17 protein-coding genes are annotated in these 21107 nt (G+C 66.5%); 14 read left to right on the top strand and 3 right to left on the bottom strand.

Annotated elements, in window-relative coordinates; translation table 11 throughout:
- Positions 1–65 precede the first annotated feature (65 nt).
- Together A5634_RS01215 and A5634_RS01210 are read right to left on the bottom strand one after the other, a co-directional pair.
- Positions 66–2456: a hypothetical protein gene (locus A5634_RS01215; RefSeq protein ID WP_065142271.1), complete on the bottom strand. Its 2391-nt coding sequence runs from the start codon at positions 2454–2456 to the stop codon at positions 66–68.
- The gene (locus A5634_RS01210) at positions 2453–3190 is read right to left on the bottom strand and encodes an NUDIX hydrolase (protein WP_065142270.1); all 738 of its coding nucleotides are present in this window, start codon (positions 3188–3190) and stop codon (positions 2453–2455) included. Before A5634_RS01210 ends, A5634_RS01215 begins: the two co-directional genes overlap by 4 nt.
- A gap of 232 nt (positions 3191–3422) precedes the next feature.
- Between A5634_RS01210 and A5634_RS01205 the strand changes: the two genes are divergently transcribed.
- The 10 genes from A5634_RS01205 (at position 3423) to eccA (ending at position 14816) form a co-directional block, all read left to right on the top strand.
- A complete protein-coding gene (locus A5634_RS01205; protein ID WP_065142269.1) occupies positions 3423–4871 on the top strand; it encodes a CCA tRNA nucleotidyltransferase in 1449 nt (482 codons plus the stop codon).
- Positions 4872–4924: 53 nt separating this feature from the next.
- On the top strand, positions 4925–5431 hold the full coding sequence (locus tag A5634_RS01200) for a pullulanase (RefSeq protein ID WP_065142274.1): 507 nt from the start codon (positions 4925–4927) through the stop codon (positions 5429–5431).
- A 248-nt stretch (positions 5432–5679) separates the two neighbouring features.
- Positions 5680–6006 (top strand): WXG100 family type VII secretion target, encoded by a 327-nt coding sequence (locus A5634_RS01195; protein WP_065142268.1) that lies wholly within the window; start codon positions 5680–5682, stop codon positions 6004–6006.
- A 57-nt stretch (positions 6007–6063) separates the two neighbouring features.
- Positions 6064–6354 carry a WXG100 family type VII secretion target gene (locus A5634_RS01190; RefSeq protein WP_065142267.1) on the top strand — a complete coding sequence of 97 codons (291 nt, stop codon included), beginning with the start codon at positions 6064–6066 and terminating at the stop codon, positions 6352–6354.
- A gap of 35 nt (positions 6355–6389) precedes the next feature.
- A complete protein-coding gene (locus A5634_RS01185; RefSeq protein WP_367593443.1) occupies positions 6390–7253 on the top strand; it encodes an ESX secretion-associated protein EspG in 864 nt (287 codons plus the stop codon).
- 79 nt (positions 7254–7332) lie between these two features.
- Positions 7333–8313, top strand: a complete 981-nt coding sequence (locus A5634_RS01180) for a MinD/ParA family ATP-binding protein (protein WP_437339928.1) — start codon at positions 7333–7335, stop codon at positions 8311–8313.
- Positions 8313–9803 carry a type VII secretion integral membrane protein EccD gene (eccD, locus tag A5634_RS01175; protein WP_065142265.1) on the top strand — a complete coding sequence of 497 codons (1491 nt, stop codon included), beginning with the start codon at positions 8313–8315 and terminating at the stop codon, positions 9801–9803. Before A5634_RS01180 ends, eccD begins: the two co-directional genes overlap by 1 nt.
- The gene (locus A5634_RS01170) at positions 9800–11443 is read left to right on the top strand and encodes a S8 family serine peptidase (protein WP_065142264.1); all 1644 of its coding nucleotides are present in this window, start codon (positions 9800–9802) and stop codon (positions 11441–11443) included. Before eccD ends, A5634_RS01170 begins: the two co-directional genes overlap by 4 nt.
- Positions 11443–12978, top strand: coding sequence for a type VII secretion protein EccE (eccE, locus tag A5634_RS01165; protein WP_065142263.1), 1536 nt, complete (start codon positions 11443–11445; stop codon positions 12976–12978). Before A5634_RS01170 ends, eccE (A5634_RS01165) begins: the two co-directional genes overlap by 1 nt.
- Complete coding sequence (eccA, locus tag A5634_RS01160; RefSeq protein WP_065142262.1) at positions 12975–14816, top strand: type VII secretion AAA-ATPase EccA; 1842 nt, start codon at positions 12975–12977, stop codon at positions 14814–14816. Before eccE (A5634_RS01165) ends, eccA begins: the two co-directional genes overlap by 4 nt.
- A gap of 35 nt (positions 14817–14851) precedes the next feature.
- Here eccA and A5634_RS01155 read toward each other — a convergent pair whose 3' ends face one another.
- Positions 14852–16027 (bottom strand): thiolase family protein, encoded by a 1176-nt coding sequence (locus A5634_RS01155; RefSeq protein ID WP_065142261.1) that lies wholly within the window; start codon positions 16025–16027, stop codon positions 14852–14854.
- Positions 16028–16434: 407 nt separating this feature from the next.
- Between A5634_RS01155 and mycP the strand changes: the two genes are divergently transcribed.
- The 4 genes from mycP to A5634_RS01135 all read left to right on the top strand — a co-directional run bounded on the left by mycP (position 16435) and on the right by A5634_RS01135 (position 20982).
- Complete coding sequence (gene mycP, locus A5634_RS01150) at positions 16435–17784, top strand: type VII secretion-associated serine protease mycosin (RefSeq protein WP_065142260.1); 1350 nt, start codon at positions 16435–16437, stop codon at positions 17782–17784.
- Complete coding sequence (gene eccE / locus A5634_RS01145) at positions 17781–19169, top strand: type VII secretion protein EccE (protein ID WP_065142259.1); 1389 nt, start codon at positions 17781–17783, stop codon at positions 19167–19169. The genes mycP and eccE (A5634_RS01145) overlap by 4 nt, the downstream gene beginning before the upstream one ends.
- An 83-nt stretch (positions 19170–19252) precedes the next feature.
- Positions 19253–20644 (top strand): PPE domain-containing protein, encoded by a 1392-nt coding sequence (locus tag A5634_RS01140; RefSeq protein WP_065142258.1) that lies wholly within the window; start codon positions 19253–19255, stop codon positions 20642–20644.
- The gene (locus A5634_RS01135) at positions 20644–20982 is read left to right on the top strand and encodes a YbaB/EbfC family nucleoid-associated protein (RefSeq protein WP_081290123.1); all 339 of its coding nucleotides are present in this window, start codon (positions 20644–20646) and stop codon (positions 20980–20982) included. Before A5634_RS01140 ends, A5634_RS01135 begins: the two co-directional genes overlap by 1 nt.
- Positions 20983–21107 lie beyond the last annotated feature (125 nt).

Below are 21107 nucleotides of genomic sequence, written 5' to 3'. Positions count from 1 at the left end.
CGAGCGCGGAGTTCGCTGAGCCTGTTGTGCACGCGATGCTGGTGGTACCCGCCCAGGTGCGGGCTTCATACGCGGTGCTCTTCGTGGACCCGACGCTCGATCGCTTGGTGTTGTTCGACGGGCCGGACGCGCCCGCCGGGCGGCGGGTCGGGACGATCCAGGTCGGCGCGGTCCGGCTGGCCGCGGAACCGGTGCCACAGCCGCCGGCCCGCCAGGGCGACCAGCACTGCCGCCGCGGTGAGGGTGATCGCGAACAGCACCTTGCCGTAGGCGTTGGAGTGCACCGACAACCGGACGGGTTCGCCGAGCACGGTTCCGTCCGGAGTGCGCAGACCGACGTCGATGGCGACCCGCTGGGTGAAGTTGACCTCGATGGGAACCCGCAGCGGTAGGTATCCCGGCGGCAGTTCGATCTCGCCCATGTCGGTGACCGTCATACCGGGTGGGGCGTCGACCTGCAGCCGTACCCGGATCGGTACGGCCAGGCCGTTGTGCAGCGCGAGCGGCAGCGGGCTGTGCTCGGTGGCCAGTGTGTAGGAGCCGCCGGGGTTGACGATCGTCACCGAGCCGAAGAAGTCGTCGATCGTGGTCCCCACCACCGACAGCCGCTGCTGGGCCAGCCCGTTACGGGTGTCGGGCGGCACGGACTGGCTCAGTGCTCGCAGCATGTCCTCGCGCAGCGGCGCGGTGTACTGCGCGCCGGTCAGTCCGGTGCGGTCGTCGGTCATCAGCGCCGACGTCAGCTTCCACAGTCGGGCGACCTGTCCGGAGATCTGGGTGGTGACGTCGTCGCTGAACCGCCCGCGGGCCGACGGGTAGGCGCCCGGCGGTTGCGGCGGTTCGGTATGGGCAGCCGCTTCGGCGATCAGCGCGGGCAGTGGCCGCGGCACGGCCAGACCGGACCGGATGGCGACCGAGAGCGCGGTCAGGATCGACTGCGCGTCGTCGCCGCGCAGCGTCCACGACGCCGATGGGACCAGGATCTGGCTGCGCGGCGCGGCATCCGGCGACAGGCTGCGCCACAGCATGGCGCCGAGCGCATCCTGGCGGCGGGCGACGGCCGAGTCGTGGTTGACCCGGATGGACAGGGATGAGTCCAGGTACGTCGGCACCGTCGGGTTGGTGCCGGTGGCAGCCAGCGCGGCACCGACGGCCGGGTCGAACGGCGCCGCCACCACCTGCGCAGATAGTCGACGCGGTGACACGTCCGGATACAAGGTGTCCTGCCCGCTCACGTCTGCGGCCGCGACCGCGACGGTGCTGTCGTTGGCGTCGAGCAGGGTGACCGCGCGGCTGGTCAACGGGCCGTCGGGCAACAGGACCGCCCCGCGGACCGAGGTGACGTCGAGGATGCGGTCGACGATGTCCGACGTGCCCACGGTGGCGGTGGAATTGAGGCCGCGATTGTTGACGCGCTGCAGGGCGTCCAGGTCGGCTTGGCCGTAGGGCAGCGATGCCACACAGGTCCGGTGTGCCAATGCGCGCAGCCGGTTGAGCCATGCGGTCGCGGCGGCCTGACCGGTACCCGGGTGGGTGGGGGTGCCGGGGAGTTGGGCGGCCCCGTCGGTGGAGTTGGACACCACGTAACCAGCGGTCATCGCGTTGACGGTGACCAGCAGGTCGGGATCGACGGCCAGGCACAGCGCGCGGCTGACGGCGCCGTCGGGGTCCACATCGCGGCTGGTGGCCAGTTCGGCCGACGCCAGCAGGGTGTCCAGCCGTCCGCCGTTGGCTAGCGAGTTGGCGAGCTCGTCGTCGACCAACCGGACAGGAATGGTGCCGCCGGGCACGCCGGGAGCCAACCGTGGCTTGTCGGCCAGCGGCCACAGCATGGTCATCCACACCGGCTTAGTGGTGTCGGGCGGGACGGCGGACTCGAGATCGGCGGGCTTGTCGGGGGGCACACCCATCACGGGCAGCAGGAAGCGGGCGTTGTCCAGCCGGGCGGGGGCGCCGTAGTCCGGGGTGCCGTTGACGTTGACCAGGACGGGATAGATGCCGGGTCGGTCTACGGCCAGCGACGGTTTGGTCAAGGAGCGAAGCGGTGCGGACAGGGTGAAGCCGGCCTGCTGGCCGCGCTGCAGTTCCGGTGCCACGGTGAGGAACTCGGCGGCGGCCTCGTATTGATCGGTACTGCCATCCAACGAGGTGCGCAGGGCAGCTGAGGCGGTGATGGCCGGCGCGTGCTCGAGACGGACCATGACATCGCGGACCGGGCGGTCACCGATGTTGATGACCATGCCGCTGACGGTGACGACGGGCTCGCTGGTGGTGGTGACCAGGTCCGGGGTCACCTGGTCGATCCGGACCTGGACGAAGGGCGTCGCGGTGGGTTCGCCCGCGCCGGCACGCGGTGTGCTGACCGGCGCGGTGAGCAGCACGCCGAAACCGGCCACGATGCCGATCACTGCGGCGAGACGCAGCAACCTGGCCCACCGGGAGCGCGGCACCGTCACGGCCCGTGACCGTTCTTCTTCCCCGGTTCGGAGCCGTTGGCGTGGCGGGTGCGGGAGTGCGTCTGAGGGCGTCGGCGCGGCGTGCTCGGCGGCAACGGCGGCAGCGCGTCTACGCCGTCGTTCTGCAGTGTGTCGATCAGTTCGTCGGCGCGCTCGGCCAATCGGCGTTCGTCGGCGTAGGCCAGTCGGGACGGAAGTTCCCGGATCGGTACCCAGGCCACCTCGGCAACCTCCAGGTCTTCGTCGCACAACTCCCCACCCAGGAACCGCATCAGATAGTGGTGCACGGTCTTGTGCACGCGCCGGCCGTCGGTGACGAACCAGTAGTCGATGCGCCCCAGCGCGGCCAGGACGCCGCCGCGGATCCCGGTTTCTTCAGCCACTTCGCGAATTGCGGTCTGTTCGGCGGTCTCGCCCATCTCGATGTGGCCCTTGGGCAACGACCAGAGCATCCTGCCACGCCGGTCGATGCGCCCGATCAGGGCCGCCACCTGCGAATCTCGTGGGCCGTCGAGTCCGTCGATGACCAGTCCGCCGGCGGAGGTTTCGTGCACGGTGCGCATCCGGTCCGGTACCCGGCGCGGCCTGACCCGCCGTTTGGCGGCGGTAGCGGGGCTGGGTGGGGTGTCGGCGTCGGGCGGTGTCTCGGTGTTGTTCTCGGCCGGACGCGGGCCGCCACGACCGCGGCGCCGGCCTCGGCGCCGGCGCGGCTTGGCCTGTTCGCCCTCCGACATTCAAGCGATATTAGCTGGCCTACGTGGGTCTTCCGGATGCACTCGCCGTCGACGGGCACCTTTGGTCACTAGAGTCACGTTCGGCACGTTTGTCACAGGAGTCTCTGGGCTGGGTGGGTAGTTGTTTGCCCGACTCTCAGCGACAGGTCCGGCGTTGCGGGGCCGGCTTGCTCGCTCGGCGGGGCGGGACGTGGCCTGAGTCACGCCCCGACTGCTACTAGGCTGACCGAACGTGGCCGAACCCGCCCAGGACGCCGAACTGCTGACCGCCGCCGCGGTCTCGCTGCACCAGTACTCGCCCTTGCTCAGCGAACTCGGTTCGGCGTTCGCCGCGGCGGGCCACGAGCTGTATCTGGTCGGCGGTTCGGTGCGTGACGCGGTGCTCGGCCGGTTGAGCCCGGACCTGGATTTCACCACCTCCGCGCGCCCCGAGCAGGTGCAGAAGATTGTGCGTCCGTTCGCCGACGCGTTGTGGGACACCGGAATCGAGTTCGGCACTGTCGGAATTGGCGTGGGTGAGCACCGCCTGGAGATCACCACGTTCCGCGCCGACACCTACGACCAGGTGTCGCGCAACCCCGAGGTTCGGTTCGGCAACCGACTCGAGGACGATCTGGTGCGGCGCGACTTCACCGTCAACGCGATGGCGGTGCGCATCGTCGAGACGGGGCTGGGCGACTTCCTGGATCCACTGGGCGGACTGATCGCGCTGCGGGCCCGAGTGCTCGACACCCCGGCATCCCCCGAGGTCTCCTTCGGCGACGATCCGCTGCGGATGCTGCGTGCCGCGCGGTTCGTCTCCCAACTCGGGTTCACCGTCGCGCCGCGGGTGCGCACCGCGATCGAGGAGATGGCCCCGCAACTGGGTCGGATCAGCGCCGAACGGGTGGCCGCCGAACTGGACAAGCTGCTGCTGGGCAAGGACCCGGTGGGGGGCATCGACCTGCTGGTGCAGACCGGGATGGGCGAGGTCGTGTTGCCCGAGATCGGTGGCATGCAAATGGCCATCGACGAACACCACCAACACAAGGACGTTTACCAACATTCGCTCACCGTGTTACGCCAAGCGATTGGCCTGGAGGATGAGGGCCCCGACCTGGTGCTGCGTTGGGCTGCGCTGCTGCACGACATCGGCAAGCCAGCGACCCGCCGCCACGAAGCCAACGGCGGGGTGAGCTTTCACCACCACGAGGTGGTCGGCGCCAAGATGGTCCGCAAGCGGATGCGGGCGCTGAAGTATTCCAAACAGATGGTCGACGACGTATCCCAGCTGGTGTATCTGCACCTGCGGTTCCACGGTTACGGCGAAGGCAAGTGGACGGATTCGGCGGTGCGCCGCTACGTCACCGATGCCGGGCCGCTGCTGGGCCGGCTGCACAAACTGGTCCGAGCCGACTGCACCACCCGCAACAAGCGCCGGGCCGCGCGGTTGCAGGCCAGCTATGACCGGCTCGAGGAGCGCATCGCCGAACTCGCCGCCCAAGAGGACCTGGACCGGGTGCGCCCCGATTTGGACGGCAACGAGATCATGCGGTTGCTCGACATCCCGGCCGGTCCGCAGGTGGGGGAGGCGTGGCGGTTCCTCAAGGAGCTGCGGCTGGACCGAGGCCCAATGCCGGCCGACGAGGCCACCGCCGAACTGTTGGCCTGGTGGAAGACGCGAGGCACCGAGCCGGGCTAGCCGAAACAAAATTCGCGGGAACCTCGGGCCGGTCCGGCGGCGTCGAAACAGGCATGGACTACTGCTTGAGCGGCGATGACGGCACAGCCGCAATCTGGACTCGCCCGCCCGACCTGGACCTCGACGGGGACGGCGAATTCGATGCCATCGGGGGCCTCGATTTGGACAACGACGGCCTGCGCGACGACGCACTGGCCGACTTCGATGGCGATGGGTTGGCCGACCACGCGGTGCTCGACGCCGACAATGACGGCGTCCCGGAGAGTTACTTCGTCGACGACGGATCGGGAACGTGGGCGGTGTCCGTCGGTGGGCAGTTGCGGTGGTACGGGTTGGACGGTGTCGAGCACACCGGCGGGCCCTTGGTCGACTTCGACGGGCACGGTCGGCCCGACGACCGGTTGTTCGACGTCGATGGCGACGGTCTGGCCGACCGCGTGTTGTGCAACGACCCGGACGGAGCAACCGGATACGTCGACACCGACAGCGACGGGCGCTGGAACATCCGGCTGTCCGACATCGACGGTGACGGGCTCGCCGACGGCTCCACCGTCTTATGAGACTCATGCCAATAAGCACAGCTAACATCAGCAGTCATTCCTCGGGTACCTGCACTGCGCAGCAAAGCATCATCCGATACACGAATGTACTCATAATTTGACACGTGGCCGATCTTCGTGTGCACTAAACAGCCTGCTCACGCCGCTGTGTAGTTCCGGCGACGAGTGAAGTGACAGCTTGCGGCGCCTGATCTAGCTTTACGCAGGCCCTGGCTCGGGGTGTGCAATCAACTGAGGGAGACGTCAATATGGCAAATACGACCGTCGTTACTCCGGAACTGCTGCGCAGCACTCAGCAGCGGATCGAATCGCGTTTGCAGGAGGCCGTCGCGATCGCCAACCTGTACTTGAGCGGCCACGAGAACATCATCGGCGCCACGGGATGGGCGGGCGATGCCGGTTCAACGTCGTTGAACACCGCGGGTCAAATTCATCACGATCTGCAGCAGATCATGACGGGCGGCCAACGGCTGGCGCACGGGCTTGGTCAGGCGGCGGTTCTGATGGAGAACCACGAAGCCGACGCGGCCCACAACCTCAACGGAGTGTTCGGCGGGGGGACTCAAGCGGTCTAGACCCCACCGCTGAGTCGGCTACAGCCAACCCCCCACTAACCGAAAGGAATCAACGTCATGACAGATCAAATTGTCTACAACCACGGCGCGGTCATCGGCTTCGCCGGTGAGGTCGGTACGCAGGCTGCGCAGTTGATGGAGATCCACGGCGACGTTCTACACGTCACCCAGTCGCTGGCCGACTTTTTCCAGGGCCACGGCGCCACGGCGTTCTTCGACGCACAACAGCAGATGCTGCACGGTTTGGAAGACCTGATCCAGACCGTCAGTCGCCACGCCCACACCGTGCACAACGTGGACGAGATGGCCCAGGCCACCGATGCCCAGTTGGGCGCGCTATTCACCTGAAAAGTTGAGCGGGCCGACGGGGCGCACGCGCGAGCGTGCGCCCTGAGCCTGTGTGTGAGGAACACGTGCTAACGACAACCGTTGATGGCCTATGGGCTCTGCAAGTGCTCACGGGCATTGAATCCATTGCGCCTGAATTGGGTTTGCGGCCACACTTGCCCAGCGTCGAGCTCAAGCCGCTCGCGCTGAACCACCCCATCACGGCCGAGCTGCGCGAGGCCGGCGTTATCGACGAGTCCGGCACGGTAGATGACACGGTCGTGGAGTGGTTGACCGTCCTGTCCCGTCGTGATGTCGCGCTGTTCGTCCAGATCCGCACACCCGATGACGACGAACCGGCGCGGGTGTTGCTTGCCAGGTTCGCGCAGTGGTGGGTGGTGATAGAGCGCTCCGCCGAGCTAATCCGGATCGGCGGAGCAGGTACGGCCGACGCAGAAGAATCGGCCAGCACCATAGTCAGTAAGCAGCTCGAGCGGTTGTGCGGACACAACCCGCCGGCGCCATTGCGGCCGGTCACCCTCGACGCCGACGCCATGCGTGCCGCGGCGGCCGCCGGCCAGGACGCGGCGGCATACCTGGCCGACCAAGGCCTCGAGGCCGATCAGCGCTGGCTGCTGACCGTTGCCGCCGACCCGAGCAGAGCCGCTCAAGCGTCGATCGTCGCCATCCAGTGCGGGGTGGCGACCGGCGGTTCTCAGCGCAGCCACATCGAAGCCAGTGTGGTGACGATCATCGACGTCCCGGAGGGTCGACTGGTCGCCGAGAACATTCAGTCCGCCGGTACGAACTGGATGATCGTGGCGCCCGGGAGCAAGACCAACATCGGCGCCGCAATCAACCACATGCTGCGGCGCCTGCCAGCAGATAGCGAATGGCATTCCTACCGAAAAGTTGTGTAGTCGAGAGGCATCTAGTGTTAGCGACGACGTTGTGACGAATTCATGGAACGCGGCCCCGAGTGCCGCCGAACAAACGGGCATCACCCAGCGGGAAGCATCCGTCGCGCGCTACCAGCAGCAAGGCTCTGTTTCGGGCACGCTACGTATTTCCGACATGGTGGCGCCGCGCAAGATCCCGCCCGGCTCGGGGTGGCGAAAGTTCTTGTACAACGCCTCATTTCAAGCGATCAACTTCGGCGAATCACCCGCCGAGCGACACTACCGTGAGTTGCAGGAACGGATCCGGCGCCACATCAGGAAGCAGTACGTGATCGGCATGGTGTCCGGCAAGGGCGGCGTCGGCAAGACGACCATGACCGCCTGTGTGGGTGCGGCGTTCCGAGAGTGCCGGCCCGACAACGTAGTTGCCATCGATGCAGCGCCCGGATTCGGAACACTGGCTGGCCGGATCGACGAGTCGCCACCCGGAGACTATTCGGCCGTCTTGAACGACACCGACGTCCAAGGCTATGCCGACATACGAGAGCACCTGGGGCAGAACAGCATCGGACTTGACGTGCTGGCCGGCAACCGCGCGTCGGACCAGCCGCGGCCTCTGGTGCCCTCCATGTTCACCGGAGTTCTGTCGCGGTTGCGCCGCACCCACACCGTCATCGTGGTCGACACCTCCGACGACCTCGAGCATCCCGTGATGAAGGCGGTGCTCGACGCTTGTGACGCATTGGTCTTCGTCTCCGGGCTGACCGCCGACACATCGCTGCCGGTGACGCGCTCGATCGACCTGCTGCGCTCGATGGGCTATCACGAGCTGGTTTCGCGCAGCACAGTCATTCTCAACGACAGCCGAAACAAGTACGACCCGGATGCCCGTACGTACCTGACCGAGCGATTCCGCCAATCCGGTGCGACGGTCGAATTCATGCCGTACGACCCCTATTTGGCCAAGGGCGGCATCATCGACACCCGCCATGAGCTGAAGAAGAAGACACGGCTGCGCCTGTTCGAGATCACCGCGGCGCTGGCGGACAAGTACATTCCGGATGCCGACAGGCCGCGTTAATGGCGAAAGTGTCGTTTCCCGCGCGCTGTGCGGTCGCCGTCGTCTGCGGCGAACACCTGCTCTCGCAGGTGTATCCGGCGTCCGTTCCGATTGAGGTGTTCATCGACAACGTCGTCGAACTACTCAACGACGAACTGAAACGCCGGGGCCACAACGGCCTTGAAGCTGGCGTCGGATACGAACTCCACAAGGCCAACGGCGTACGCCTGGACGTTACGAAGACCCTCGACGAACTCGGCGTCGAAGACGGCGCCACGTTGACGCTGGTACCAGCGACCGAAGGCGAATCATTCGAACCGCAATACGAATCGCTGTCCACGGGACTTGCGCGGGCGGGAAGAAAGCTCTTCGAACCGGTCACGGTTCAGACGGCCGCCCACACTGCGTTGGCCATTGTGGCCATGGTTGTCCTGACGGTCCTCGGATTGGCTGTGCGCCAGCGTCTCTCGAGCGAATCACTGTTGCCGAGCATCCTCACGGGAAGCGCGGGTCTACTGGCGGCGGGCGGCGCCGTCGTGGTGCGTCGTTGGTGGCCGCATCGAATCGACCTGCAGGACGGGCTGGGCTGGTTGGCCGTGCCATTAGGCACAGTCTGCCTGGCTGCCGGCGCACCGGGACAGCCGGGAGCCGCGCACCTGTTCATCGCGGCAACCACGGCCGCGGTATTGACGTGCGGAGTCAGTGCGGCGACCGGCCGATACCTCAGCGTGGCCGCGACCATCGTCGCACTATGCGCCCTGGGCGGCGCGGTTGCGGCGGTTCGGATGTGGTGGCCGGTTCCCGCCCAATGGGTGGGCATGTGCACCCTGGTCGTCCTGCTGTTTCTGCTGACCCTTGCACCGACAATCGCACTGTGGGTCGCGCGGATCCGCCCGCCGTACTTTGGCTCGATCACGGGACGTGACCTGTTCCGGCGCGCCGATGGCCTGCCGGCCGATGCCGTTTCGCCGGTGAGCGAAAAGACCGATGGCGCCGACGAAGACGCCAATCCCGACACCACGCCTCGCGGTGCGCGAATCGCCGCGGCCGCGTTGGGAGCCAATAGCGTACTTACCGGAATATGTGTGGCCGCCGCCCTGGCGCTGCCCGTGGCCGTGTGGTCCTGCCTGATGCCTGGGCGCGACCGCAGCACCGCGGCCGCCGTACTGGCCGGACTGTTCGTCATGATCTTCATCAGCCGGGGACGGGCCTTCGCCGACAAGCGTCAGGCCGTTGCACTGGTGTGTGGCGCAGCGGCAGCGACTTGCACTGCGATCGTCAAATACGTTGTGCATCAGCCACCGTCGGTGGGCCAGCCGATGCTATATGCGACAGTGCTGCTGGCCGCATTCGCCGGGGCGGGACTACTGGCGGCGCTCATTGTCCCGATCACCAGATTCACTCCGCTGGTCCGGATGGCTGCCGAGTGGTTGGAGATCGTCGCGATCATCGCCGCTCTGCCATTGGCCGCCTGGATCGGCGGATTGTTCACCTGGGTGCGCATGCGATGAGCCGAATAACTCTTGCAGCCCGCCGGTTCTTCGTGTCGGCCGTGGCGTGCACGCTGGTGGCCGCCCCCACGAGCACCTCTACTGCACAAGCGATTCCACCGCCGAGCATCGACCCGGCGCGGGTGCCGGCCGATGGTCGGCCAGCTTCGGACCAGCCGATGCGGCAGAGCAACATGTGCGCCCGGACCATTACCGTGGCCGACCCCAACATCTCCGTCACCGCGCCGGGCTTCACGATGCTCAACATCAGCAAGGCCTGGCAGTACTCCACCGGTAACGGCGTGCCGGTGGCCGTCATCGATACCGGGATCAATCCCAGTCCGCGGCTGCGTGTGGTCGCGGGAGGCGATTACATCATGGGCGGCGACGGATTGATGGACTGCGACGCGCACGGCACCATCGTTGCGTCGGTGATCGGAGCGAGTCCACAGGGCACTCCAATGCCCGCGCCCATGCCCAGTGCCCCGGCATTCCCGCCGCCGGCCGGTCCGCCCGCGGTCGATGCGGCACCGCCCCCACCCGGGGGCGCTCCGCCGCCGGCGGCACCGCCGCCACCGCCTGCGCCCGTCACTGTCACCGAAACCAAGCCGGCGCCACCGCCACCGCCGGCTGACGAACCATCAAGTGGGCCAGGCGATCCCGGAACGGGGACTACTGACATCCCCGAGGTTCCCGGCCCAGCACCCGGTGCGCCCGACGGTGTGGTCGGTGTCGCGCCACATGCGGTGATCATGTCGATTCGCCAGTCGTCCCGGGCATACGAACCGGCCAATCCCGGACCCGGCGATATGGAGGTACGCAGGAAGGCCGGTTCCATCGCAAGTCTGGCCAGCGCGATCGTGCATGCGGCCAACATGGGCGCGAAGGTGATCAACATCAGTGTGACGTCCTGTGTTTCGGCTGCCGACCCGCTGGACCAAGCGGCCATCGGTGCGGCCGTGTGGTACGCCGCAACTGTCAAAGACGCCGTAATCGTCTCCGCCGCAGGTAATGACAGCGAAGACGGTTGTGCCCAGAACCCCTTGTTCGATCCGTTGAATGCATCCGATCCGCGGGACTGGCATCAGGTCAAGACCGTTTCGTCACCGTCGTGGTTCTCCGACTATGTGCTGTCGGTCGGTGCGGTGGACAACACAGGCGCGCCGATCAGCAAGAGCCTGGCCGGGCCCTGGGTCTCCGCCGCGGCACCCGGCGTCGGCATCATGGGTTTGTCACCCCAAACCGGAGGCCCGGTCAATGCCTATCCTCCGATCCGCCCGGGCGAGAAGAACATGCCGATCTGGGGCACCAGCTTCTCCGCGGCCTACGTCAGTGGGGTCGCCGCGTTGGTCCGCGCCAAGTACCAGGCGTTGTCGGCACACCAGATCATCAACCGCATCGTCCAAACCGCCCACAACCCGCCACGCGGGGTCGACAACCAGGTCGGCTACGGCGTCGTCGATCCAGTGGCCGCGTTGACTTTCGACGTGCCGGTAGGGGAACGACTCCCACCCGCGGCGCACAGCCGCATCATCACCCCGGCCGGACCGCCCCCGCCACCGGATCATCGCGCACGTACGGTCGCGGTGATCTTCGCGGGGATCGTCGCGGCTGCGATCGCGGTGGCGGCGCTGATCGCCCGAGCCCGCCGGGAGCGTTGATGCGGCCAACGAGGTTGCTGGTCATCGCGGGCATCTTCATAGCCGTGACGTTCGGCTCCATGGTCAGCGGATATGCCGGTGCTGCAACGGGTTTGGTTGCAGGACTTGGTGTTGGCGTAATCCCATGGCGTGGTCAGACGGCGCGCTCGTGGTTGCTGCTGTGGTTGAGACGCAACCGTCCGATCCAATGGACCCAACCACGCACCGTCGCCAATGACCGTGCCGGCGGGGGAGTCCGCTTCCAGGACGGTGTCGCGGTGGCCGCGGTGCAGTTGCTCGGCAGGGCGCACGCTCCCACCCTTTTCACTGGGGCGACCTCAACGCATTCCGAAAATGTCCTGGAATTAACGGACTTGGCGCCGCTGCTGCGGCAGAGCCTCGGTTTGACGGTGGACTCACTGAGCGTGGTCACCACCGGCGCACGACGGCGCAGCACCGGCGACTACCCACGGGTGTACGACACGCTGCTCGGCACGCCGCCATATGCCGGCCAGCGCGAGACCTGGCTTATCGTCCGGGTTTCGGTGCTAACCAACGTCGATGCACTGAGGTGGCGCACTTCGATCGGTACCGCCACGCTCGCGGCAGCGCAGCGGATTAGCGCCGCGATGCGCCAGCAGGGGATACGCGCGAAAGTTGCAACGGCAACCGACATCGTGGAATTGGAGCGCAGGCTTGGACGTTCGGCCCTGGATGTGGCCAACCGTCGCTGGGGTTCGGTGCGCGGCGATGGCGGGTGGCTGACCACCTACTGGTATCGACCAAGCGACATCACCACCGAGAATCTGGCGCAGGCGTGGACGATCCGAACCGACGGTATTTCCCAGAACGTAACGCTGTTCGCCGACGGTAGCGTCACCGCTACGGTGACGGTGCGCAGCGCACAGCCGCCGACCGCGCCGCCCAGCATGACGCTGCAAACGTTGCCCGGCGAACAAGCCCAGGCCGTCGCGGCCAACCTGTGCGGTCCGCTGCCGCCCTTGCGCGGAATCCGTCACGGGCCGCTGCCTGATTCGGTCATCATCCCCATCGGACCGTCCGGCGTTCTGCTCGGCAAGGTCGACGCCGGTAGCCGAATGATGTTGCCGCTGGACGATCCCGGGGAGTTCAGCCGCGTACACATCGCCGCAGACGACGCGCTGGCCAAGAGAATACTGGTGCGGCTCGCCGGGGCGGGCGACCGAATAACTGTGCACACGCGAAACATCGAGCAGTGGGCCAGCGTTCGGATGCCGGAGATCGCCGTCACGGATCAGGTCAAGCCAATTGCGGGTACCACCGTCAGCGTCGTGGACGGCACCGTTACTCTGACACCCCGCCCGAACACTGTTGTGTCAGTAGGTCAGCCGGACAAGCCGTACCGCGGCACCGCCACCGTGCTGATCACCCAAACAGGACCGGCAACCATTGACGTCGCGGCCGGAGGCAACGTCCACACTGTGGAAGTCGAGTTGTTCCGAGCCGAGAACCGTTACGTGTCCGCTGAGCCGATCACCCTGCGAAGCGCAGCCGAGCTTGAGTCGGTGGAGTCGTGACGACGAGCAGCACGACGACGGTCGCGCGCAAACGGTTCGATCAGGCGATGGCGTTGCTGGACAGAGACATTGGCGCCGCCGGCGCCCGGTTTCGCGAGGCTACCGAAATAGACCCGTCGATGGCTGACGCCTGGCTGGGGCGAGTCGCAGCGGGCGACGAAACGTTGTCGACGGTGCAGCAACTCTACGCATACGGCATGCGGCTGCACCGCGAGACCAACCGACTAGGCGCCAAGCTTTCGGCGCCCATCAAAGCCGGTCCGTACCTGTCGATTTCGGTGACCGAGGCGTCACACGCCGGACTGGCGTTGGCGAGCGCGTTGGTGGATGCCGGTGAATACGAGAAAGCCGGAGCGCTGCTGAGAGATCCGTCGCTGCTCGACACCTGGGAGAACCACCAGTGGCAGCAGTACCTGGAGGCGTATCTCATGTTCACCACGCAACGCTGGCCGGACGTCATTGCGGTAGCGGCGACGGTGCTACCGCCGCAGGCGATCATCATGGCTGCGGTCACGGCGGCAACGTGTGCGTTGGCCGCACACGCGGCCGCCCACCTGGGACAGGCGCGCGTCGCGCTGGATTGGGCCGACCGGGTAGCAGTGCACTCGGGCACGGCCGAGCCGCGCCGACAACGAAACGAAGCCGCTGTCACGGCCATAGATGCCGGCGACTTTCCGTTGATCGCAGCTGATTTGGCCTACATCCGGGGGATGGCGCATCGTCAGCTCGGTGACGAACGTCAGGCGCAGGTGTGGTTGTCCAAGGCGGCCATCAACGGCGCGCTGATGGTTTCTGCCAAGCAGGCACTGGCGGATCCGAACTTGCAGTTGGTCGTCACCGACGAAGAGGCTATCGGCACGCGGACCGACAAATGGGACGTGAAGACCCAACGCTCAGCACAGCAGCGCACCGAAGCCGAACACGAGGAGCGGCGCACCCAACTACTGCAAGAAGGCCGGGCGCTGCTGGACAACCAAGTCGGTCTGGCCGAAGTCAAGCGAGCGGTGGCCGAACTGGAGGACCAGATCGAGGTTCGGGCATTGCGCCTGGCGGCCGGACTACCGGTCGCTAACCAAACCAACCACATGCTGTTGGTCGGGCCGCCCGGTACCGGCAAGACGACCACCGCCGAAGCGTTGGGGAAAATCTATGCGGGACTGGGCATCGTGCGTCATCCCGAGATCATCGAGGTCAAACGCGCCGATTTCTGTGGCGAGCACATCGGTGCGTCAGGCCCGAAAACCAATGAGCTGATTGACCGTTCGTTGGGCCGCATCCTGTTCATGGACGAGTTCTATTCACTGGTGGAACGCCACCAGGACGGTAGGCCGGACATGATTGGTATGGAGGCGGTCAATCAGCTGCTGGTGGCGCTGGAGGTGCATCGATTCGATTTCTGCTTCATCGGCGCGGGATACGAGCGGGAAGTCGATCAATTCCTTACCGTCAACCCAGGGTTGGCCGGCCGCTTTAATCGCAAGTTGCGGTTCGAGTCCTACACTCCCGACGAGCTGGTCGAGATTGCGGTGCGATATGGCAACCCTCGCGCGACCGTTGTCGAACCGGCCGCCGCCGAGGCGTTGACCGCGGCGTGTACGGCGCTGCGTTGCTATTGCGCACCCGATGGCACACACGGCATCGACATCATGCACAACGGGCGTTTCGCTCGCAATGTAGTCGAACGCGCTGAGCGACTGCGGGATTCGCGGGTAGCCGCACAGCATCGCAGCGCCAAGGGGTCGGTCACCGTCGACGACCTGCAAACCCTGCGTGCCCAGGACGTCGTCACCGCCGTGCGCGATGCGTGCGCGGAAAAGCATGTGCCGCTAGAGCTTTGACCACCCCGACGAGACGCCGCGCCGCCCCCTGCCGCTTAGACCTCGATGACGACGGCCCCGCCCTGACCACCGCCAGCGCACATGGCCGCGACACCGATCCCGCCACCGCGCCGGGCCAGTTCGTAGGTCAGCGTGGTGACCATCCGCGCACCGGAAGCGGCGATCGGGTGGCCCAGGCTACAGCCACTGCCGGAGAAGTTCACCTTCTCCTCGTCGATGCCGTACTCGCGGCACGCGGCGATCGGGACCGAGGCGAACGCCTCGTTGATCTCCCACAGCGCCACGTCGTCCACCGACAGCCCGGCCCGCTGCAGCACCTTGCCGATCACCTTGACCGCACCGAGCCCGCAATCGCGCGGGGGCACACCGGCGGCGGCCCAAGCCCGCACCTTGCCCATCACGTTCAAACCCTCGGAGGAGGCGTAGTCGGCATCCACCAGGGCGACCGCGGCGGCCGCGTCATTGGTGCCGCTGCTGTTGCCGGCGGTGATCGAGAAGCCCTCGATCTCGGGGTGCAGCACCTTCAGGCCCGCCAGCTTCTCCACCGTGGTGTCCCGACGCGGATGCTCGTCGACCGAGAAGTCCACCACCGACCCGTCGTGCGTCGTGATCTTCAGCGGCAGGATTTCCTCGGCGAACTTGCCGGCGTCTTGAGCCGCGACCGCACGCTGGTGCGAGCGGGCCGCCCAGGCGTCCATCTCCTCGCGGCTGATCCCGACCGACTGCGCGGTGTTCCATCCGACGGTGATCGACATGTCCTTGGCCGGTGCATCCGGGGTTTCGACGTGGGTGGGCGGCATCCAGCGCTCCTCAAACTTGAGCTCGGGACCCGGAATGCGCCAATTGGTCAGCGGCGTCATCGACAGCGATTGCACCCCGCCGGCGATCAGCACCCGCTCCATGCCCGAACCGATCTGCGCCGCGGCGTTACCGATCGCGGTCAGACTGCCCGCACAGTGCCGGTTGACCGACTGCCCCGGTACGTGCTCCAGGCCGGTGGCCGTTGCGGCGTAGCGTGCCAAATCCCCACCGCCGTAGTGAGATTCGGCAAAGATGAGGTCGTCGATGGCCGACGGGTCCACACCGGAGCGACGCACTACCTCGGGTAGCACCGCGGTGATCAACGTCTCGGGTGGGGTATTGACGAGTGTGCCCTTGAAGGAGCGGCCGATCGCGGTCCGGACGGCGCCGACGATGACGGGTGTGGCCATGGAGAACCTCGAACTTCCTGTCGGGGGATCGACCGATATCGTACCAAGTACCGTATTTACAATAGTAGTGAGCTATGTAACGCCGCCGATGGCCTGACGTGCCAGCTCTGCGATGCAGCTTCATGAGGCGAACCCGAAACCCGCCACAGTCGAACCGCCAGCGGCGGCCGTAGGCGAAACGCCAACAGCCGAAACCCATTCCGAACACCAACAGAAAGCACATTTAAATCGGTGTTCCGCCTTCGACTTCGACAGGTAAATATCGGCCAAATCCTGCGCCGCACGTAAAAGCCCAGCGACCACGCCGCAACCCCAACCCGAATAGTGCCGTTTACGCACCCGTTACGTCTAAACTGCTCGCAGGATTTGACACGCCGCACGAACTCAACGAATGGAGTGATTCGGGGGTGCACCGGATCTTGCTGATGACGGTGGCGCTGGCGCTGACGTTTGTCACCGCGCCGCCCGCATTGGCAATCACTCCGCCTCCGATCGACCCCGGTGCGTTGCCCCCGGATGTCACCGGCCCCGACCAGCCCACCGAACAACGCGTTCAGTGTTCGAGCCCCACCGTGCTGCCGGAGTCCAGCTTTCACGACCAGCCGTGGAGCAACGCCTATCTGGGGGTTGCCGACGCCCACAAGTTCGCCACCGGCGCCGGTGTGACGGTCGCGGTGATCGACACCGGTGTCAACGCATCGCCGCGGGTGCCGGCCGAACCCGGCGGCGACTTCGTCGACCAGGCCGGCAACGGGCTATCGGACTGCGACGCGCACGGCACCCTGACGGCGGCCATCATCGGAGGTCGCCCGGCACCCACCGACGGGTTTGTCGGCGTCGCGCCCGACGCGCGCCTGCTTTCGCTACGCCAAACCTCCGAGGCTTTCGAACCGGTCGGCTCGCAACCGAATCCGAACGATCCCAACGCGACACCGGCCGCAGGTTCGATTCGCAGCCTGGCCCGCGCGGTGGTGCACGCGGTCAACCTCGGCGCCGGAGTCATCAACATCAGCGAAGCGGCCTGCTACAAGGTCACAAAGCCGATCGACGAGGCGAGCCTGGGCGCCGCGATCGACTATGCCGTCAATGTCAAGGGCGTGGTGGTGGTCGTGGCGGCCGGGAACACCGGCGGCGACTGTGGGCAGAACCCGTCACCGGATCCGGCCAATCCGTCCGACCCGCGCGGCTGGAACAAGGTGCAGACCATTGTGACCCCCGCGTGGTACGGAGATTCGGTGATCACCGTGGGTGGCATCGGCCAAACCGGCGTGCCGAGCACCTTTTCCATGCACGGACCGTGGGTCAACGTGGCGGCGCCCGCCGAGAACATCGTCTCGCTGGGTGACCGCGGCGACCCGGTCAACGCGCTGCAGGGCAAGGAAGGGCCGGTGCCGATCGCCGGCACCTCGTTCGCCGCGGCGTACGTCTCGGGTCTTGCCGCACTGATCCGGCAGCGGTTCCCCAATCTGACACCTATGCAGATCGCGCAGCGGATCCAGGCCACCGCGCGGCACCCGGGTGGCGGGGTCGACAACTCGGTCGGCGACGGCGTGATCAACACCGTTGCGGCGTTGACGTGGGACGTGCCACCCGGTCCCGCAACCATTCCCTACAACGTCAGACGCATGCCACCGCCGGTGATGGAGCCACCGCCCGACCGGCTGCCGATCACGGTAGTCACGTTGTCGGTGGTGGGACTGCTGTTGGCACTCGGATTCGGTGCGTTGGCCAGCCGGGCGCTCAGGCGCCGCCCATGAGCAGTCCGATTCGGCTCAAGTTCAGCACCGGACACACATTGGTCCTGGCCGTCCTGGCGCCGCCGGCCATCATGCTGTTCTGGCCCACGCCACACCGATGGATCGGCTTTGCGCTGCTGGCGGCCGGCGTCATCATCGCCTTCGTCACCTTTTACGGCCGTCGGCTCACGGGTTGGGTGGCGACGTTGTTCGCCTGGTTGCGGCGGCGCCGCAAACCACCCGACGTTCCGTCCGAGCCCGAAGTCGGGGCCACCGTCAAACCTGGCGATCACGTCGCGGTGCGGTGGCGCCGTAACAAACTGATCGCCGTCATCGAGCTCAAGCCCCGGCCGTTCACGCCGACGGTGATCGTGGGCGGCCAGGCCCACACCGACGACGTGCTCGATACGCGGCTCTTGGAGGAGCTGTTGGAGGTGCACTGTCCTGACCTGGAGGCCGATGTCGTCTCGGCCGGTTCCCGGGTCGGGCACACCGCGTCGCCAGACGTGGTGAACCTGTATCAGCAGGTGATCGGCGCCCACCCGGCCCCGGCCAGTCGTCGGACCTGGATCATGCTGCGGGCAGACCCGGAGCTCACCCGCAAGTCCGCGCAGCGCCGCGACGAAGGCGTTGCCGGGATCGCCCGGTATTTGGTGGCGTCGGCGACCCGAATCGCCGACAACCTGGCCAGCCATGGTGTTGATGCGGAGTGTGGGCGCAGCTTCGATGACTACGACCACGCCATCGACATCGGGTTCGTCCGGGAGAAGTGGTCGATGATCAAAGGCCGCGACTCCTACACTGCCGCCTACACCGCGCCGGGCGGCCCGGACCTGTGGTGGTCGGCGCGCGCCGATCACACCATCACGAGATTCCGGATCCGGCCCGGGATGGCGCCGCAGGCCACCGTCCTGCTGACCACGGCCGGCAAGCCCAAGACGCCACGAGGCTTTTCCCGGTTGTTCGGCGGCCAGCGGCCCGCGCTGACCGGCCAGAACCTGGTCGCCGACCGACACTGCCAAATTCCCATCGGGTCGGCCGGGGTGTTGGTGGGTGAGACGGTGAACAAGTGCCCGGTGTACCTGCCTTTCGACGACGTGGACGTCAGCCTCAATCTTGGTGACGCACAGACGTTCACCCAATTTGTGGTGCGCGCGGCGGCCGCAGGCGGCCAGGTGACGGTGGGACCGCATTTCGAGGAATTCGCCCGGCTGGTCGGCGCGCAGGTGGGATCGGTGGCCAAGGTTGCCTGGCCAACCGCGACGACGTATCTCGGTCCGCACTCCGGGGTCGACAAGGTGATCCTGCGGCACAACATGGTTAGCACGCCGCGCCACCGCGAGTTGCCGATCCGTCGCGTTTCCCCGCCGGAGGAAAGTCGTTTCCAATTGGCCTTGCCGAAGTAGGGAATAATCTCGGAAATTTTTGGTGCAGGAAGCCCGCGCTTTAGCGACGATAATGGTTAGAGCATTAAGGAGGATGATCCGATATGACTCAGCCGCAGACCGTGACGGTGGATCAGCAAGAGATTCTGTCGCGGGCCGACGAGGTCGAAGCGCCAATGGCCACCCCGCCCAGCGATGTGCCTGCAGCGCCGTGCGGGCTCACCGCCGCGAAGAACGCGGCCGAGCAGCTGACGCTGTCCGCTCAGAACATGCGGGACTTTCTCCACGCCGGAGCCCGGGAGCGCCAGCGCCTGGCGACTTCGCTGCGCAACGCGGCCAGGGCCTATGGGGACGTCGATGAAGAGGGTGCCGAGGCGCTGAACGCCGACGGTGGTGAGGTGTCGGGCGAGTCCGCCGGCGGCGCCGGAGGCGACAGCACCGCAGGGCTGCATGACACGGAGCAGGTGGCGGCCGCCGGGGGCGACGGCTTCACCGACCTCAAAGCTGCGGCAACCAAACTCGAGTCGGGTGACCAGGGCGCGTCGATGGCCGCCTTCGCCGACGGATGGAACAAGCTGAGCTTCGCCCTGCAGGGCGACGTCAAGCGGTTCCGCATCTTCGAGAACTGGACGGGCGATGCGGCCACCGCCTGTGAGGCGTCGCTGGATCAACAGCGCGAGTGGATCATCCACATGGCCAAGTTGGCGACGGCGCTGGCCAAGCAGGGGCAATACATTGCGCAACTGCAGGTTTGGGCCCGACGCGCACACCCGACGCTGGCCGACATCGCCAAACTCGAAGAGCTGTCTAAAGATCCGGCCTACAAGGACCAGGCGATCAAGCTCTACGCGGAGTACCAGTCGAAGTCCGAAGAGGTACTCAACGAGTACAACACCAAAGCGCAACTCGAACCGGTGAACCCCCCGAAGCCCCAGCCGGCCATCAAGATCGACCCGCCGCCACCGCCCCAAACGCCGGGTCTCATTCCTAGCCAGGTGATGCAGGTCGCGGCCATGGCCGGAGGTGGCGGGGGTTCGGGCATGCAGCCACCGATGATTCCGCCCACCGGCGGTGCGGGTGCCGGCGGGATGCCGTCTTCGGTGGGTGCCGAGATGTCGGCGGCCGGGCGCGACGTGGCCGCGAGTCTGTCCAAAGAGCCCGGGATGAAACCGATGTCGCTCGGTGGCGGCGGTGGCGGCGGCGGTATGCCGGCGATGCCGTTGGCACCGGCCACGGGTGGTGTGGAGGCCGGCGAATCGATGCGACCCGCGGGCGCGGGTGACATCAGTGGCGGGGCCCAGGGCGCTGCCGCTGGGCGCGGCGCGGCCGGTGGTGGCGGCATGGGAATGCCGATGGGTGGCCACGGCCAAGGCGGCGGCGGCTCCAAAACCAAAGGCTCACAACAGGATGACGAAGCGCTATACACCGAAGACAGGGCATGGACCGAGGCCGTCATCGGTCAACGCCGCCGGCAGGACATGAAGGAGTCAAAGTGATGGACATGGAGATGGACCCACATGTCGCAGCGGCCCTTGGGCTGGCGGCTCGGTTTCAACAGGCCCTCGAAGGCACGCTCAACCAGATGAACAACGGAAATTTCCGTGGCACTGACGAAGCCGAGACCGTCGAGGTGTCGATCAACGGCCACCAGTGGCTGACGGGCGTGCGCATCAACGACGGCCTGATCAAGGAGTTGGGCGCCGAGGCCGTCGGTGCGCGCGTCAACGAGGCGCTGCAGAACGCGCAGTCGGCAGCCAATCAGTACAACTCCGCGGCCGGCGAGCAACTCACCGCCGCGCTCGAAGCCATGGGCAAAGTGGCCGGCACCGGCTAGGGCTCCCCACCGTCTATAACCACGCTGCGATTGCCGCCGGCGCATGGGCGGCTGCGCGTTCTTTTTGCGTCTGCTTTTCTGTCTGCGATCGATCGACGACCGTTCTTCAATATTTACCGGGGCGG

Origin of the sequence: Mycobacterium asiaticum (assembly GCF_001673365.1) — a bacterium.
Taxonomy (GTDB): Bacteria; Actinomycetota; Actinomycetes; order Mycobacteriales; family Mycobacteriaceae; genus Mycobacterium; species Mycobacterium asiaticum_A.
This window is presented reverse-complemented; position numbering and strand designations above follow the sequence as displayed.